Genomic DNA, 15,338 nt, shown 5'->3' with positions numbered 1-15,338 from the left:
CGACAGATATCACAATTCTGTTTGGAATGATCGTCGAACAGACCGATCGAATCGTTAGGAAGTGGATATACTTCGATAAAGGATGGCTTCATATTTTTCTCTTAATATAGACCTTGCGATAAATAACTTCAAAATTAATGTATTTGTTTAGCACTAATAAATACACCTCATTTCGTAAGAATTAAAAGGTTGCATTTCTTTAAAATGCTGACGGTGAGATTGGTTTTTCTCCTGTCGCTGAATTACGCTGAAACGGAAAAAGGAGCCCTCAAGGACTCCTTTTGCACTAATGCGGAGAGCGAGGGATTCGAACCCCCGGACCTGTTACAGTCAACAGTTTTCAAGACTGCCGCATTCGACCACTCTGCCAGCTCTCCGCTGCAAAAGTACGAACTTGGCGCTAATCTGCAAATGATTTTCGCTTTAATATTATAGTTTAAATATTAGCGCTTGTTAATCATTTAGTTAGCCTTAATTATATTTTCCATCAGCCTCAAAAATACTTTAACTCATGGCTCGTTCTCGCTCAACAGATAAGATTCCATTACCTTCAACAATGAAACAAATCAATCCCATTAGTATGAGAGAGGAGAACCAGAATTCTGAATAGGGTTTAAAAATTCCACCTGATATATTGATAAAAAATACCGCCCCAATGAGAATAGGTAAGTTTAATAGGCAAAACAGTCGGGTATGTGTACCCAGGGCAATGGCACAACCGCCTAAAATGTGCAAGACAATAATCAAGTGGGCTAGTAAACTTATGCTTACTGCTGTTCCCAATACCGCGCCTCTCATTAAATGGCTAAAGGCTTCCATATCGGTATAGAAAGAAATTCCTTTCCATACTAAAATGAGACCCAGCAAAATTCTAAAATAATCTAACCATTTTGGATGATGCTGATCTCCCCAAGCTTGAATTTTCTGTAGTAGTTTCATAACCTCTATATTTTGGTTAATTCAATTTACAGAAAATAAGGGAATGATGCAACAATTTAACATTATAGCAAGCTACCAGGAGCTAATTCATAAGGAGCTTTTCCGTGTTCGAAAATCCTGGTTTGTTCAGATCCTTCTACCATAATTTTCTCCCCAAGCCTTCTAATCCAATTCCCTTCTCTCAGTCCGACTACTTTTTGCGTATTCTGAGTTAAAAACTCAGCAATTCTGGTTTCCCTGGTTTCTCCATTGTGTTTCGAATCAGGATTTGGATCAAGATAATGGGGGTTGATATTGAAAGGAACCAGGCTCATACAATCGAACGAAGAGGGATAAACAATGGGCATATCATTGGTGGTTTTCATGTTAATTCCACCGATATTGCTGCCCGCACTGCAACCCAAATAAGGTTTTCCGTTAACGATGTTTTCTTTTAATACCGGCATTAGCGTTAAATCGTGAAGCATTTTAACCAGCAGAAAGGTGTTCCCGCCACCAGTGAAAAAGCCTTGAGCATTATGTAACGCCGCTTTTTTGTCCTCAAATCCATGCAAGCCGACAACTTTTATGTTCAGTTCCGCGAAAAAAATACAGGCTTTCTGCGTATAATCTTCGTGTGAAATTCCCCCTGGTCGGGCAAACGGAATAAAGACAATCTCGGTCACACCAGCATATAAGCTGATTAGTTCGTCCTTAAGATATTCTAAATATTTACCTCCAAATAGTGTTGAGGTTGATGCTAAAATAATGTTCATAAAAAATGATATGTGGCACCAAAATCGTTTTAATTCCGCTAATCATCAACATTATTGATAAAAGTATTTTAATTGTTCATTAAGATGCATCAAGCCGTATTTGATATTTTTAAATCGGTACATTTATTTTTAATTCTACTCAGTGTTTCTAAACGCATGCCGAGATAACTGGCGAGATAACGTTGTGGAACGCGAAGTGAATCTAATTTAGTTTTTTCAATTTTTGCATATCGCCCTATAGCGGTAGGAATCCGTGCCAGCATAGATCGCTCCGCTGCATCATGATATTGTTTTTGGAGAATCTTCCTGCCAATTAAATTGGCTTCAGGATAGCTCGAGTAAAGAAAGTCGCTCAGCTGATAGGGGATTCTGATGAGTTGGCAATCTTCAATGGCCTGTAAATATTCAACGGAATAATGAGATTGATCCATTGGATGTTTGATGGCTTCAATCAGCTCATTTTCAAAAGCAAATCTGGTACTGATGTCTTTGCCTTGCTCTTTAATGAACCCTCTTACGCTTCCGTTTAATAAGAAATACATGGCATTGTTGGTATCAATTGGAGAAAGAATATACTTGCTTTTTCTGATCTGAAGGAGCTGACATCCTCGTTCCAGTTGCGAGATAAAGTCTCGGGACAGGGGATTAAACTCCTTTAGATAACTAAAAAAAGGCTGTAGAAATTCACGGCTTTCAGAAGTTGTGATCATTTGGTTCAGGACTAATAGGGATAGACAAATTGCGTAAGCAACCCTCAATTAATGGTGGTTGATTACTTGCTCAAATGTATCTTATCTCCCAAAAAGAAAACATGTTTATGCCTTCATTGATATCTAACTATTCAATCGTTAGGCTAAAAGATCACCTTCCATGTCTTTTTCCAAGGCTTTTTTCTGAAAGTAAGCTTTTGGCATCAGTCCTTTTTCCTTTTTGAACGCATTGTAAAATGTGGCTTTGTTTTTAAATCCTGATTCTTGAGCGATCGCTTCAATCGTCATTTTTTCCGATTGCAGCGGGTAGTGCAGCAGGAAATGAGAAACGCGATACCCATTGATCCAATCGCGGAAATTTTTGCCAATGTGTTTGTTCAGTACGAAAGAACAGTGGTGAACAGGGATGTTAATTTTATTGGCCACATCGATTATTTGTAGCTGCGAATTTAAATAGAGCTGTTCATTTTCTAATGCGTCTTTCATGAGAACTGAATACAATGAAATTTGCTGCAGCGGTATATTATTTTTTCGATTTGAATGCAACATGATCTGCTTACCGTCTACAGTGTCGTCATTCTGAACAACAATAGCTTGATCGAGTATTGAATCAGTTTTGGATTCCGTTTTCCGCTGTTCACCATTTATGGCTATAAGCAAATACCCATAAAAAATCCGCGGGCGATGAAGCGCATAAATAAGGATGAGTAATAGTACCGAGCAATTTAAAGCGATGAAGAAATGGTTGTATAGCGGAATTTGCATTGATCTAAATAGGAGGGGAAGTAATCCAGCCATCTGAAAAAATGTAGCAGCGCTTAATAAAAACAAGAGCCAATCTTTTTCTTCTTTTTCAAGGTCAGGACTATGTCTTTTCGTAGTCAATACAGCTCGCCAGCACAAAAACATATACACTATAATCAGTATTGGCCTAAACAAATTGTGAAAATATGCAGGGAATAAACCGCTGCGCAATTGTAGGGAGAGGTAGCCGTTTTCGCCTAACTGATTGCCAATCGCTTTCCAGTTAAAATCTGCGCCACCCGGCCATGGAATAACATGTATAATTGCCACAAGGGCGGGAATGAAGTGAAGCCAGTCCCACTTTTTTAACTGATGCTCGCGACGTAAGAAACCGCTGATGTATAGGTAAAAAAAGGCGGGTGCGGCGAAGTATAAGGGAGTAAAGCCCTGAAAAAATAATCGCAAAGCGTTCGTTTGTCCCGAATTCATTAGGATCGCAGTAAAAATCTGGCCAAAACGAGCGAAAAATACCAGTGAAAGTAAGATATTCTGCCTTCTAATCCCACTTTTTGCAAAGAACAGATTCAACGAAAATAAAAGCAGAAAAAAGCACGTAATGCTAACTAAGATGTTTAAGAGCTGCATATTTCCACCCAAGGTAGGGCTTTGTTTTTAATTTAGAATGAAGGCAATATGATTATTGTGTATTTTGAGATTGAGGTGATGGTGGCGGGCATTTTTATCGAAGAATTTTCGGGCATAAAAAAAGCCACATGAAGTGGCTAATCGGATGAATGAGGATTGATTTACTTTCTAATGATAACGTCTTCCATAACCAACATATCCATTTTAGTCCGAAGAAAACAATCTAATGCTTCCTCAGGAGTATTCACTATGGGTTCATTTTCATTAAATGATGTATTGAGTAAAATAGGTGTTCCTGTTGCTTCAAAAAAAGAATTGATTAGCGAATAGTAACGCTCATCGGTATGTTTGTGAACAGTTTGCAATCTTCCAGTTCCATCCAGGTGGGTAACTGCGGGGATTTCAGCTCGCTTTTCGGGTTTGATTTTGAAAACTTTCTCCATAAACGGAACATCATCAGCCTGCTCAAAATATTCATCAACAAATTCAGAAAGAATAGATGGTGCGAATGGACGAAAAGATTCTCGTCTTTTGATTTTTGTATTGAGAATTTCTTTAGCATTTGAATTTCTGGGATCAGCAAGGATAGAACGGTGTCCCAGTGCTCGCGGGCCAAATTCTGCTCTTCCCTGAAACCAACCAACAACGCCCTCATTAACCAAACAATTGGTGATCTCTTTATAAAATTCCATTTGATCAAGTTTAGAATATTTGATCCCTCTAACTTTTAACAGATTTTCGATATAAGCGTTATCAAACTTGCTTCCAAAATAGCCATGTAACATTGGCATCGTTCGTGGTGCAGTTTGTATTTGGTTGTAAACCCATAATGCAGCTCCAATTGCGGTTCCAGCATCATGACCAGCGGGTGGAATATAGATTTTGGTGAAAGGTGTATTCATCTTAATTTTCCCGTTGGCAACCGAATTTTGTGCAACGCCACCAGCAATGCATATTGCATCAAGTCCAGTTTTTTTATACAATGATTTTAGAATGTGAAAGATAACTTCCTCGGTTACCTGCTGTACAGAAGCCGCTAAATCATGATGGTACGTTGATAAATCATCGCTAGGATTTCGTGGATTTCCTAGCAATTTAATCAGTTCATCTGTATAGAGGCTAGCCATACTCGGAATTCCTCCTTCCCAAACCATATCGACCCCGTTTTTTGGATGGTTAAAATATTTAAGGTCCAGTTCAAAAAGGCCATTTGATTTTAAGGAGATCAATTTTCTTATTTGCCCCACATATTCTGGAGCTCCATATGGTGCTAAACCCATTACTTTATATTCATCTCCATAATGGGGGAAACCCAAAAATTGCGTCAGGGTTGTATAAAAAACACCTAAAGAATGCGGGTAGGAAACAGTGTCCATTACTTCAATTTGATTTCCCTTGCCCTTAGCAATCATGGTACTGCTAAAATCGCCAAAGCCATCAATGGATAGGATAGCCGCTTCTTCGAATGGAGAGGCAAAAAATGCACTTGCCAAATGACTTCGATGATGTTCTACATGACAAACCTGGGCTTTTAATGAACCTTTTTTTAAATTGAAATGCTGATAAATTTCATCTTCAATACTATTGGCTTTTTTTAAATTCTGCGCCCTGCTAATAATGTTTTTGATACTGAGCCTATTCTTAATGGCTGTAAAAACTTTTCTTGTAAAGTTTGCTTTCGGATCTCGCGAAACAGCCACATAATCCACCTCATTAATGGTAATTCTAGCCTCTTTTAAGCAAAATTCGATGGCCATTGCAGGAAATCCAGCCCAATGTTTAATTCTTCTGAAACGTTCTTCTTCAGATGCGGCAATGATTTTTCCATCTTTATAAATGCAGGCGGATGAATCCCCGTGGTAAGCATTTAATCCTAAAATATACATATTTTAAATTTAAGGCTTATGAGATTATGGGAGGATTTTCATTTATCTTTTCATCATTCTGTTTCGCTTCAGTTGATATTGTTCTTGTGTTTTTTCTGATCCAAATGTAAAGCATAATGAAAATAACGATATATACCAGAACATTAAATATCTCATGATGATATTCGAAATAATTACGTTGACTTTGAAAAAATCCAAATAGAAGTCCCAGACCTGCAATCCGTCCAATATTCAATAGGTAAATCGATATCAAACCGATAACAAGCATTTTTATCGTTGATTTCCAGGATGCCGGAAAAGCCAATACAAAAGCAGCCAGGAAACTCATCACCCCCAAACCTAGGCAAGAATAATTAATTCGGAGATAGGGACCATTCACCACCATTACATCCATTTCATTGTGAATGGCGTAAAAACCAAATAGTTTGATAATCCAAACTGCTGGTTTAATGAGCGCAGTTTTCAGTCCCTGGATATAATCGAAATGTTCAGCAAAGAAGGCGTTGTAGTACTTACCTCCCGGACTCATAACACTGTTCATGAAAATATTACCCTGACTAAAAATAATGTAAAGTATAAATAGCGCAACCACAAATCTGATTGCTTTTCTATCTGCTTGTTTCTTGGCTGTTCTAATCTGTATTTCGTCCATAAAAAAAGTAAATTTTAAATATATTTTAAAGTTAAGAATGAGGTTTAAAGTTTAATTAAATTGATATTATTCAGTAGCATTAATCTTCTCCTTAATTTTCTGATCAACCAATTTTCTAAACCATAATCCTTGTAGGTAATGAAAGCGACGGGCAGTTTTATTATCCAAAAAGCCAAGCTGAAAAACCATTCGATAAGTATAGTATAAATATGGTCGCACAACTAAAGGTAATTTCCACCATAAGCGTTTTAGCCAGGCTTTTTTTTCATCGGGATTCCCTAACAAATTTGGTTTAATTGACTGAACTCTGAAATGTTTCATTCTTTCTATCTCTTCTTGGGCAATTAAATCGCTGTAACGCTGATGTTTTTTGAACCAAAAATCAATGTCGTTTTCTTTGAGGTTTTCTTCTATCAGGTGTCCTGCTTTCCAAATCACTGTTTCGCCTGGAGCAATGAAGCGGTGATCCATATTTTCGTTAAGATCAGAATAACCAATTCCAGTCCTAAACATTTTCAGCAGGTAAACGGGATAATAACCACCATAACGGATCCAACTGCCTTGGAAATAGTTTTTGCGGTTAAAATAGATGCCGTTAACATTGCTGAATTTTTCTTCCTCAAATTCCTCCAGCATTTTATACAATTCTGGCGTCACCACCTGGTCTGCATCCAGCCCGATAGTCCAGGGCGTTTGAATATTGAAGTTACTGAGGGCAAAATCCCATTGTTTTGGATGGTTAATGAAGGTATTGATTTTAACCTCTGCCTGGTATTGCCTGGCTATTGAAATGGTTTTATCAGTACTGCCGCTATCCAAGATTAATATAGGTGCATTCAATCCCTTAATTGATTCTAATAATCTGGGTAAATGAATTTCTTCGTTGAAGGTGAGGATGATGAAGCTGAAGTTTTTATTCAACATTTTTGTTTAGAATGCCTCTATACAACTCCATGTATTTTTCTGCTAATGTTTCATCGCTGAAGTCTTTTGCAATAATCTTAGGTGCAAGATGTGCTATTGTTTTTCTTTTTGCTACAGCTTTATAAGCATCAGTGATTTTTTCGGCAATATCTTCTGGTTCTAGACTGCAAATCCAACCAAGTTCATTTGCTTTCACATAATCAACAAGCCCTACATGTTGGCTAACTAACACTGGGGTTCCGACGCTTAAACTTTCTATTACCACGTTGGCAAAATTTTCGCTGTGGGATGGGAGTACAAGTAAATCATGATTGGCCATTACCGAAAACTTTTCTTCATTACCAACCTGACCGATCCAATTGATGCGTTCACCCAGCTTTAAACTTTCAGCTTTCAGCTTTAAGCTTTTAATATAGTTTTCGTCTCCACTACCGGCAATGGTTAGATGAAAATTAAAATTAACGCTGGCAAGGGCTTCAAAAAGCAATTCAAGGCCCTTTTTTTCTTCAATACGAGAGAGGAACAAAAGTTTAAATGTCGATACATGATCTGTTCTTTTCACTTTAAGCTTTGTGCTTTCAGCACCTGGGACATCAACTAAATTCGGAATAATGGTAATGCTTTTAGGCTGAACAATATGAAGAACATCATTTTTTTCCTGTTCGCTGGTTGCATGAACATGAACATATTTTAAAAGACTTTTACCAATAATTATATGTAATATTTTTTTTGACAAAGAATTTCTGTTGCCTTGTGTATAAGAAGTCAGCATCCCCCTGGGCGACAACACAACCGGAACTTTATACCATTTTGCAACTAAACAACTCAACACAGAAACCAGATTCCACCAGGCATGAACATGAATCACGAGTTTGTTATCCTGAGCGCAGCAAATGATCGCACTTCGCAAGTGTATCAATAACCCCGGTGAAAAATGACTATGGTCTTTCGTCCAGCGTTTAAAATAGGTAACAGGCACACCATCAACATTTTGTTGTTTTCCAGTTTCTACATTTAGTTCTTCCTTACCGTTTGCCGTTGTCGTGAAAACTTCGATGGCATCTTGGATCTTTGCTTCTTGATCATTCCTTTTTACTCCTTGCGCCTTATTCTCGCAAAGTTCCTCACATAACTTTCCAACACTTTGTATCGGCCCACCGTAAATATATGCGGGTTTATAGGAAGCGGTGATGTGAAAAATTTTCAATTTTTTAAGTAATGATCTAATCTTGGAATTACAAACTTATTTAGGAAGATATAAATTAGGAAAAAGGCAAAAAAGCTCCCGACCAATTTATCCAAAGCAGTTTCAAATAAGTTAATTTGAAAAATAAAGGGTACTAAAAATGCAAATCCCCATATTATGTTATATGATTTTAACAATATAATTTTATAAGATAATCCGATTACCACGCCCCATAACAATAATGGAATAAGCATTCCTGGGAACCCGAAATCTATATAACTTTCAGTTACATAACCTAAACTCACAGAGGTTCCTGAACTCGCCCCTGCAAATCCTACACCGGTATAAGTAATCGTTTTTTCCGTATCATCAATTACTGCTTTATCAGGAAATAAGATTCTCGGCATGAAAATCCTTTTTATAGCATCTAACCACAACCTTCCATGTTCGTGCGGTCTATTTAATGGTACATAGGATGTTGAGGCAGAAAAAATATCAATATAGGTAAGGCGATCTAACAAGTTCGTAATGCCATCTTCATATTTTAGATTGCTTGCATTGCCTGTCAATTCATATAATTTCTCTAAAGCATCCGCTTTCGATACGGTAACAACTTGTGCGCTTTCACCACCGGATAGATAGCTTCTATATTCTGGTTTTACATACTGCCAAACGATCATCAAATTAAATAAAAGAACTATTAATAAGCCAAATAGAGCATAATTAACATAAGTGTAAGTTCTTTTTACGAAAACATATAACACGATGGCAACGATAAAAAAATCTTTAAATGAACTGAAATAACCTGTTAAACTGAATATGATTTCCCCTGTTAAAACGGTATAAAATAGCTTCTTATTCTTGTCGAAAACAAAATAGTAGGTAAAAAAGAAAAAGAAGATAGCCCACTTTAAATCTTGTACTTTAATAAAAAACTGTTGTAGGCCAGGTATGACATGAGAAAAAACGATAAGGAAGGGCGTAAAGAAAATAGCGGCAATGTACAGCGTTACTATTTTTTTTAAATTATAATTTTCTAAATGTTTTTTAAAATCAGGACGCTCCAACTGAGGCAATTTGCGGATAATGACAAAGATACCAATACAAATTACGTATAGTGAGGTTAAACTATAATAGTAGGCCTTATCTATATTTTGATAGTAGGTAAATAAGCTTCCAAAGTCTTTATATAAATAATCTGCATAAAAAATTTTGAGGCAAACCTGCGACCATTGTATCAATAAACCAAAAAATAAAATTGGAGGTTCATTTTTTCTCCAAAGTAATTTGGCTGCAAAGGGAACAAAGAGAATGCCGAAAAACGTAGCTATTGGATTTATTGTTAACAACGATAATGCTAGGATCACCCCAATGCCAATTTTTAAACTCCCTAATTTTATAGAATGATCAAACAATTTTAAATACTTAATGAAATAATATAGAAGTAATTTTTTGGCGATGCTTAAGGAACTGATCCTTAGTTCTTAAACGAAATCTGAACCATGTCAGGAAGAGTATAACTATATTGTCCTCTTTACTTAATAGCTTGATACCAGATACAAAGAGCGTAAATTCCTTACGAACGAATAAAACCATTACCCGTTGAAAATAGTGAATTAAGACCACTTCTCGTTTAATTTTTGGTTTTTGTCTCAAATTCACATTAATATAATTCATCAAGCTATTGGTGATAGGAATTCCCTCCAACACTGAAGCAAAGTTACTTGAAGCATTGTTTGAAACCTGTGACGAATGATTTCTAATACTTGTAAGTTTTTCTGATATAAATCCAATCGTAAATTTTTCTGCAATTCTTGTCCAAAGTTCAAAGTCTCCTGCGAGCAGATAAGATTCAATGAAATAGTAATCATTTCCGATGTTTTTTCTGTTAATGGAGACTTGAGATATACTGCCAGCTAAGCAACCATACGAAAGGGAATACTTTGCATATAGATTTTTATCCAATAAACTTGGTGTTCCATCAAATTTCCATTCTCTAGTGACCAATCCACTTTTATCAATGTAGTCTCCGCTACAATACGACATTCCTAAGCCTGAATTTTCGAAATGAAAGTTCACTATTTTAGATAAACAATGAGGGTACATAATGTCATCATGACTCCAAAAGTGAACTATTTCACCTTTAGCCTGTAACAATAGAAAGTTGAAATTACCAAATTGACCTAACGATTTTTTTTGTTGATAAAGCTTTATACGTTCGTCGTGAAATTCTTGTATAACCTTTATAGTTTGATCACTGGAATTATCATCGCTAATAAGTAACTCGAAATCCTTAAAATCCTGAGAAAGTACTGAAGTAATAGAGGATGCTATAAATTCTTCGCCATTCCTAACTGCTAGTAAAACTGAGACTTTAATTTCCTTTGTATAATTCATGAATAAATGTATTAGCTTGAACTTGGAAATTCCATTTTTGAATCTTTTGATAAGAACTCTTTCCCATTTTCCCAAGATCAGCTTGTAGCGCTTTCCTTAAATTATCATATATCGTCTCCGATTCCGTTTTGAAAATTAATCCACTATTTTGATCAATCAGGTCTAAATTGCAACCCACTTTATCGGAAACCAATATTGCTTTGCCGGCTGCCATTGCTTCATTTACGGCTAAGCCCCAGGTTTCATTTGGTCCCTGAGAAGGAAGGCAAAATAAATCACAAGCCTGATAAACTACAGGCATATAACTTTGATTTTGAAAATTCATAAAGTGAATTCTGTTTTTAATCGAAGAATCCTTTTCATTGTTAGTGTCATCCTGAGCGTAGGCGAAGGATTCGACTGCTCCCTTCAAACTTTCTTCCACTTCTCCATTACCCACAAACAATAAATGAACGTGATCCATCTTTAATTCTAAAAAAGTCTGCAACAATAATTCTGGGCTTTTTTTTCTTTCTAATTTGCCAGCAAATAGAATCAACATTTCTCCAATACCTATCTTTAGATTTTGCCTCAAAAGATTAACCTCACCAGTTCTATCTTCTGAAAATCGCTCATTATCTACTGCATGAGGTGCAAATACAAGTTGATTCTCCTTTAATCCAAATTCTTCAAAATAGTCTTTATTTGCTTTACCTACATAAAATGCCTTATCGATATAGCTGTAAATCCATGTCAATAAAGATTTTCGAGCCAGCTTTTTCCATAAAGGTTTTGAGTCTAATAAATGACTATCGCCTCTAAACCAAATGGGTATTTTACCTTTAAAATAGCGTAAAACTTTTAAATGACTTTGATAAGCCCAGCCGTAAATGAGTATAATCTCTGGATTAAAACTGTTAATGTTTTGAATAATACTTGGATTTTTGATGCCCATGAAATGATGCGATCCTTTCTCTCTTGCTGTGTTTTCCAAAAAAGCATATTCATAACCTTCTAGCAATGGAATATCCCAGATAATTTTTTGATTAAAACCCTTATCAACTTTAGCTTCAGCCCCTTCTAATCCCCAGGTATAAAAAACTTTTAGGTTGCACTGAGCTGCCAGAAGTTTAAAGACAGGAGCATAATATTGAATGGGGTGGGTAATAATAATTGCTAACTTTTTCAAATGCTCAAAACCTTGTCGAATAAAGCACATTGATCTTTTGTCATCATCAAGGCATCATATCTAGGAGGATTATTAATTTGATCATCACTAGTTAAACCACTGATAAATTTACCAAAGCTACTATTTATTGTTTCTTGACTAGAATTTAAGTCGTTTATTACCGCTAAATCATAATTCCTTAATATTTGAATAGCCGGGCTTTTATGATGCAATAGCGAATAAATCTGTTTGTTTGCCATCAAGTAGTTATAAACTTTCGAGCCAATGTAGTTAGAATCATCAGAACCGACTATAAATAATGCGTCGGAATTCAGTATATGATGAATGGCATTATAATATGTTAATCTTTCAGTTACTTCAATAACATACTCACCAATACCTAACTCATTTGCTATTGGTGTAACGCTTGGAATACCTGCTCCATTTGGGGCGTAACTTGTGCCAAGAAAATACACTTCTATTTTTTCCTTAAATAAATCACTAGTATTAATTAATATTTTGAATGCGTTAAGTAGTTTAATAATACTTTCTTTCATTATCGTACCCACAGCTCCAATGTAGGCTATTTTAATCTTATCATTTTTATTGTAGTAAGAATTGAAATTAGAACTATTAAGTTTTGCAATTTCGAAATCTATCAAAGATGAACTGAAGGGGATTGTTACTGCAGGAACATCTTTGATTTGAAAATATCTATCTTTTAATTCATTAATGTATGCTTGATTTACAGAAACTAAGCCATCAACTGATTTTAAAGCAATTGGTTCTAACAATTTATTCAATCTATAAGAAAACCAATATTTAGGAGGTCGTTCAGATTTTGGCTTATTATTATAATAATCGGTATGCCACGGGTCCTGTATATCAATTACATACGGAACTTTAAATCTCTTCTTACAATATAGTCCCAATATGCACACTGGATATTGGGTAGTCGAAAAATAGATTAAATCATAATGCTGGCTAGATAAGAGCTTCCTTACATATGTAAAATAAAACCACAATGAACGTAAGGCAATGCTTCCTAATCCGAATCTCGAAGTCCATTTTTTTGATAGTGCTTTTACATTGTGGACTTTTATATCCTCAGGAATACTTTTTATTAATAAAGAGTCTTTTACTAAATCAGAATAAACTGATTTAACTGTCACAATTTCAGCTTCCCAATCAAATTGCTTAAAATAGGGTAAACTCATTCTGATCCGATGGCTATCAGCAGAATTTGTTGGAATAAAATAAGGTGAGATTATTAGTACTTTCTTCAAAGTCTAAATTCTTTTCTCATGGCCTTCGTAATAAAATGTCGTTGAAAAAAGTATTTATAAATAACCTTTAATGAAAAACCGTTCATATGTGTATGGATATTAAACCAATTACTTATATGCGCTCTGTATACAATCGCGTAAAATGGAAGTGGTTTAATAACGATACCTTGCTCCAAAAGTCGGAACTTTGTATAATAGTGGGCTGAAAAGAAACTAAAGGAATCCACATCATTACTAAATAGATCAACATTTGATATATTTTGATGGTAAATAATATTCGTTGAACCATTTATGCCGTTCATCCTTTTCTTTCTACGTAATAAAAGTTTTTTTTCTGTGTAATAGATATAACCTTTTTCAACAAAGTAACCTGAACGATTGTCATCTTCAGTTATATATTTTAATATTCTATTGCTAATTAAATCATCAAAATCAACAGACATTATGTATTTACAGTTATGAAATTTAGCAATTTCAGCACCATACATTATTTTCTTTCCCTGATCAAAAAAGTATGTTGTGCCTTCAGGATTTTCGCGATGTTCTGCTTTTATCTTATCTAAGGATTCAAAAACACAGAATGAAAAAGGAAACTTTAAATAATGAATTTTTTTATGGTTAAATAGTATGTTAGGTAAATCATGATAAACAACAAAGGCCATAAAATCTTCACTTTCCTGATTGCATATACTTTCAAGAGTTTGATAAAGTAGCTTCGAATCATTTTCCCAGTTTTTTGAATTGAATTTTGGTTTTAGAGCGATTACAAAACCGATATTTATATTATCCATTTAAATAACTTAAATATCTGTCATTTATGGTATTTATCAACCTAATCCTGTAATCAGACCACTGATATTTCCTTGCTTTTTCAATGATTAACTCACTCATATCTTCTAAACTAATTTTATTTTTTACTATCCAAAGCATTTTTTCCCCAAGTGCATCAGCGCTTCCAGCTTCTACAATAAATCCATCTATTCCATCATCTATTAAATCATACCCAGCAGAATTATTGGTAGTCAATACAGGTATGCCTTTAGCCATAGCTTCAGTAATGACCATACCAAAGCCATCAGCCAAAGTCGGGAAAACCAAAAGATTGGCATCATTATATAACGTATTCAATTCTTGTCTATTTAAAAAACCTTTCAACTCTACATTTTTTGGTAGATTTTCGGTAAATTCTTTCGGTAAAGAATTACTTCCTGCTAAAATTAGTTTCACATTTTGTTGATTGAAAAAATACTTCCGCCAAGCTTCTAGTAAAATGTGTGTACCCTTTCTTAAACTTAACGAGCCAACATAGATAAACGTAAACTGTTCTGTTTGTTTTTGCTTGCTTTTCATATCGATAACTTCAGGATATGCAAGTGGTATTTTTACAATTTTCATTCTGTCGATTCCAGCATCAATCAGCGTTGTCATAGTAAAAGTAGAATTACAGATGATTAAGTCTGCTAAATCATATTCTTCATCTTTCCTTCTGTTTCTTTTTTGAAGGCTTTTTAACAAAATTTTCTCGTTATAACCAGAACGAAGGTTTGGATATTGTTTAAATTCCTGCTCGGTTAATTTTTTGTAAAAAGTATGGTGTTGGCTTACCTGCTCTATAATTTTAAAACAGCCAAACTTTTGTGCCTGTGTAAAAGTAGATAGCGCTGCATGTTCATAACAATGCACAATTCTTACATTTTGATCAAGTTTGTTGGATACCCACTTATCGAAGCTCAACTCTGCCCATTCCCAAACGGTATCGGCCTTTGTTAGACTTAAAAATTTTACAGCAAATAACCTAAACAATTCTTTGAAAGGGTAAAGCCTTATTTTCTCTGGAGGGATTTGCGAAAAATACCTGTTTTTTAATTTTGATATCAGGGAAGGAAATCGCTTCAAAAGGTATTTTACAACAAAATTTTCTTGGTGAAAAACCAATGTTGTAAACATGTAATTTAAGAAACCAGCTTCTTGATAAGCTTTTATCGTTTCTGTGCTGAATTTTCCAATTCCTGGGTTAGAATGGTTAATTGCATTTTTTAAACATTTCGTACCTGAAATCTTCGCCAA

General features: G+C 35.2%; 14 protein-coding genes and 1 tRNA gene. All 15 read right to left on the bottom strand.

Translation table 11 applies throughout. The features are described 5' to 3' along the window. Window positions 1-292: 292 nt before the first annotated feature. The 15 genes from ASE92_RS20020 to ASE92_RS19950 all read right to left on the bottom strand — a co-directional run bounded on the left by ASE92_RS20020 (window position 293) and on the right by ASE92_RS19950 (window position 15,338). A tRNA-Ser gene (locus tag ASE92_RS20020) sits at window positions 293-377 on the bottom strand. Between the two features lie 127 nt (window positions 378-504). Then, window positions 505-939, bottom strand: coding sequence for a DoxX family protein (locus tag ASE92_RS20015; protein ID WP_056851906.1), 435 nt, complete (start codon window positions 937-939; stop codon window positions 505-507). A 62-nt stretch (window positions 940-1,001) separates the two neighbouring features. Then, window positions 1,002-1,694: a dipeptidase PepE gene (gene pepE, locus ASE92_RS20010; protein WP_056851905.1), complete on the bottom strand. Its 693-nt coding sequence runs from the start codon at window positions 1,692-1,694 to the stop codon at window positions 1,002-1,004. An 89-nt stretch (window positions 1,695-1,783) separates the two neighbouring features. Further along, window positions 1,784-2,404 (bottom strand): Crp/Fnr family transcriptional regulator, encoded by a 621-nt coding sequence (locus ASE92_RS20005; RefSeq protein WP_056851904.1) that lies wholly within the window; start codon window positions 2,402-2,404, stop codon window positions 1,784-1,786. A 138-nt stretch (window positions 2,405-2,542) separates the two neighbouring features. After that, the gene (locus ASE92_RS20000; RefSeq protein WP_235527407.1) at window positions 2,543-3,793 is read right to left on the bottom strand and encodes an AraC family transcriptional regulator; all 1,251 of its coding nucleotides are present in this window, start codon (window positions 3,791-3,793) and stop codon (window positions 2,543-2,545) included. A gap of 161 nt (window positions 3,794-3,954) precedes the next feature. Then, entirely contained in the window at window positions 3,955-5,679 is a 1,725-nt protein-coding gene (locus tag ASE92_RS19995; RefSeq protein ID WP_056851902.1) for a carbamoyltransferase C-terminal domain-containing protein, read from the bottom strand. A gap of 16 nt (window positions 5,680-5,695) precedes the next feature. After that, window positions 5,696-6,331, bottom strand: a complete 636-nt coding sequence (xrtY, locus tag ASE92_RS19990) for an exosortase Y (RefSeq protein WP_056851901.1) — start codon at window positions 6,329-6,331, stop codon at window positions 5,696-5,698. A gap of 66 nt (window positions 6,332-6,397) precedes the next feature. Then, the gene (locus ASE92_RS19985) at window positions 6,398-7,255 is read right to left on the bottom strand and encodes a glycosyltransferase family 2 protein (RefSeq protein ID WP_056851900.1); all 858 of its coding nucleotides are present in this window, start codon (window positions 7,253-7,255) and stop codon (window positions 6,398-6,400) included. After that, a complete protein-coding gene (locus ASE92_RS19980) occupies window positions 7,245-8,462 on the bottom strand; it encodes an XrtY-associated glycosyltransferase XYAG1 (RefSeq protein WP_056851899.1) in 1,218 nt (405 codons plus the stop codon). The genes ASE92_RS19985 and ASE92_RS19980 overlap by 11 nt, the downstream gene beginning before the upstream one ends. Continuing rightward, on the bottom strand, window positions 8,459-9,808 hold the full coding sequence (locus tag ASE92_RS19975; RefSeq protein WP_157255804.1) for a hypothetical protein: 1,350 nt from the start codon (window positions 9,806-9,808) through the stop codon (window positions 8,459-8,461). Before ASE92_RS19975 ends, ASE92_RS19980 begins: the two co-directional genes overlap by 4 nt. Before the next feature lie 58 nt (window positions 9,809-9,866). Further along, the gene (locus ASE92_RS19970) at window positions 9,867-10,838 is read right to left on the bottom strand and encodes a glycosyltransferase (RefSeq protein ID WP_056851897.1); all 972 of its coding nucleotides are present in this window, start codon (window positions 10,836-10,838) and stop codon (window positions 9,867-9,869) included. Continuing rightward, window positions 10,816-12,036: a glycosyltransferase family 4 protein gene (locus tag ASE92_RS19965; protein ID WP_235527406.1), complete on the bottom strand. Its 1,221-nt coding sequence runs from the start codon at window positions 12,034-12,036 to the stop codon at window positions 10,816-10,818. The genes ASE92_RS19970 and ASE92_RS19965 overlap by 23 nt, the downstream gene beginning before the upstream one ends. Continuing rightward, window positions 12,003-13,202 (bottom strand): hypothetical protein, encoded by a 1,200-nt coding sequence (locus ASE92_RS19960; RefSeq protein ID WP_235527405.1) that lies wholly within the window; start codon window positions 13,200-13,202, stop codon window positions 12,003-12,005. Before ASE92_RS19960 ends, ASE92_RS19965 begins: the two co-directional genes overlap by 34 nt. 65 nt (window positions 13,203-13,267) lie before the next feature. Beyond that, complete coding sequence (locus tag ASE92_RS19955) at window positions 13,268-14,062, bottom strand: hypothetical protein (RefSeq protein WP_056851894.1); 795 nt, start codon at window positions 14,060-14,062, stop codon at window positions 13,268-13,270. Next, window positions 14,055-15,338, bottom strand: coding sequence for a glycosyltransferase family 4 protein (locus ASE92_RS19950; protein WP_056851893.1), 1,284 nt, complete (start codon window positions 15,336-15,338; stop codon window positions 14,055-14,057). Before ASE92_RS19950 ends, ASE92_RS19955 begins: the two co-directional genes overlap by 8 nt.

This window comes from Pedobacter sp. Leaf41, from assembly GCF_001422545.1.
Taxonomy (GTDB): Bacteria; Bacteroidota; Bacteroidia; order Sphingobacteriales; family Sphingobacteriaceae; genus Pedobacter.
Note: the sequence above shows the minus strand (reverse complement) of the source record. Positions and strands in the feature narration are given on the sequence as shown.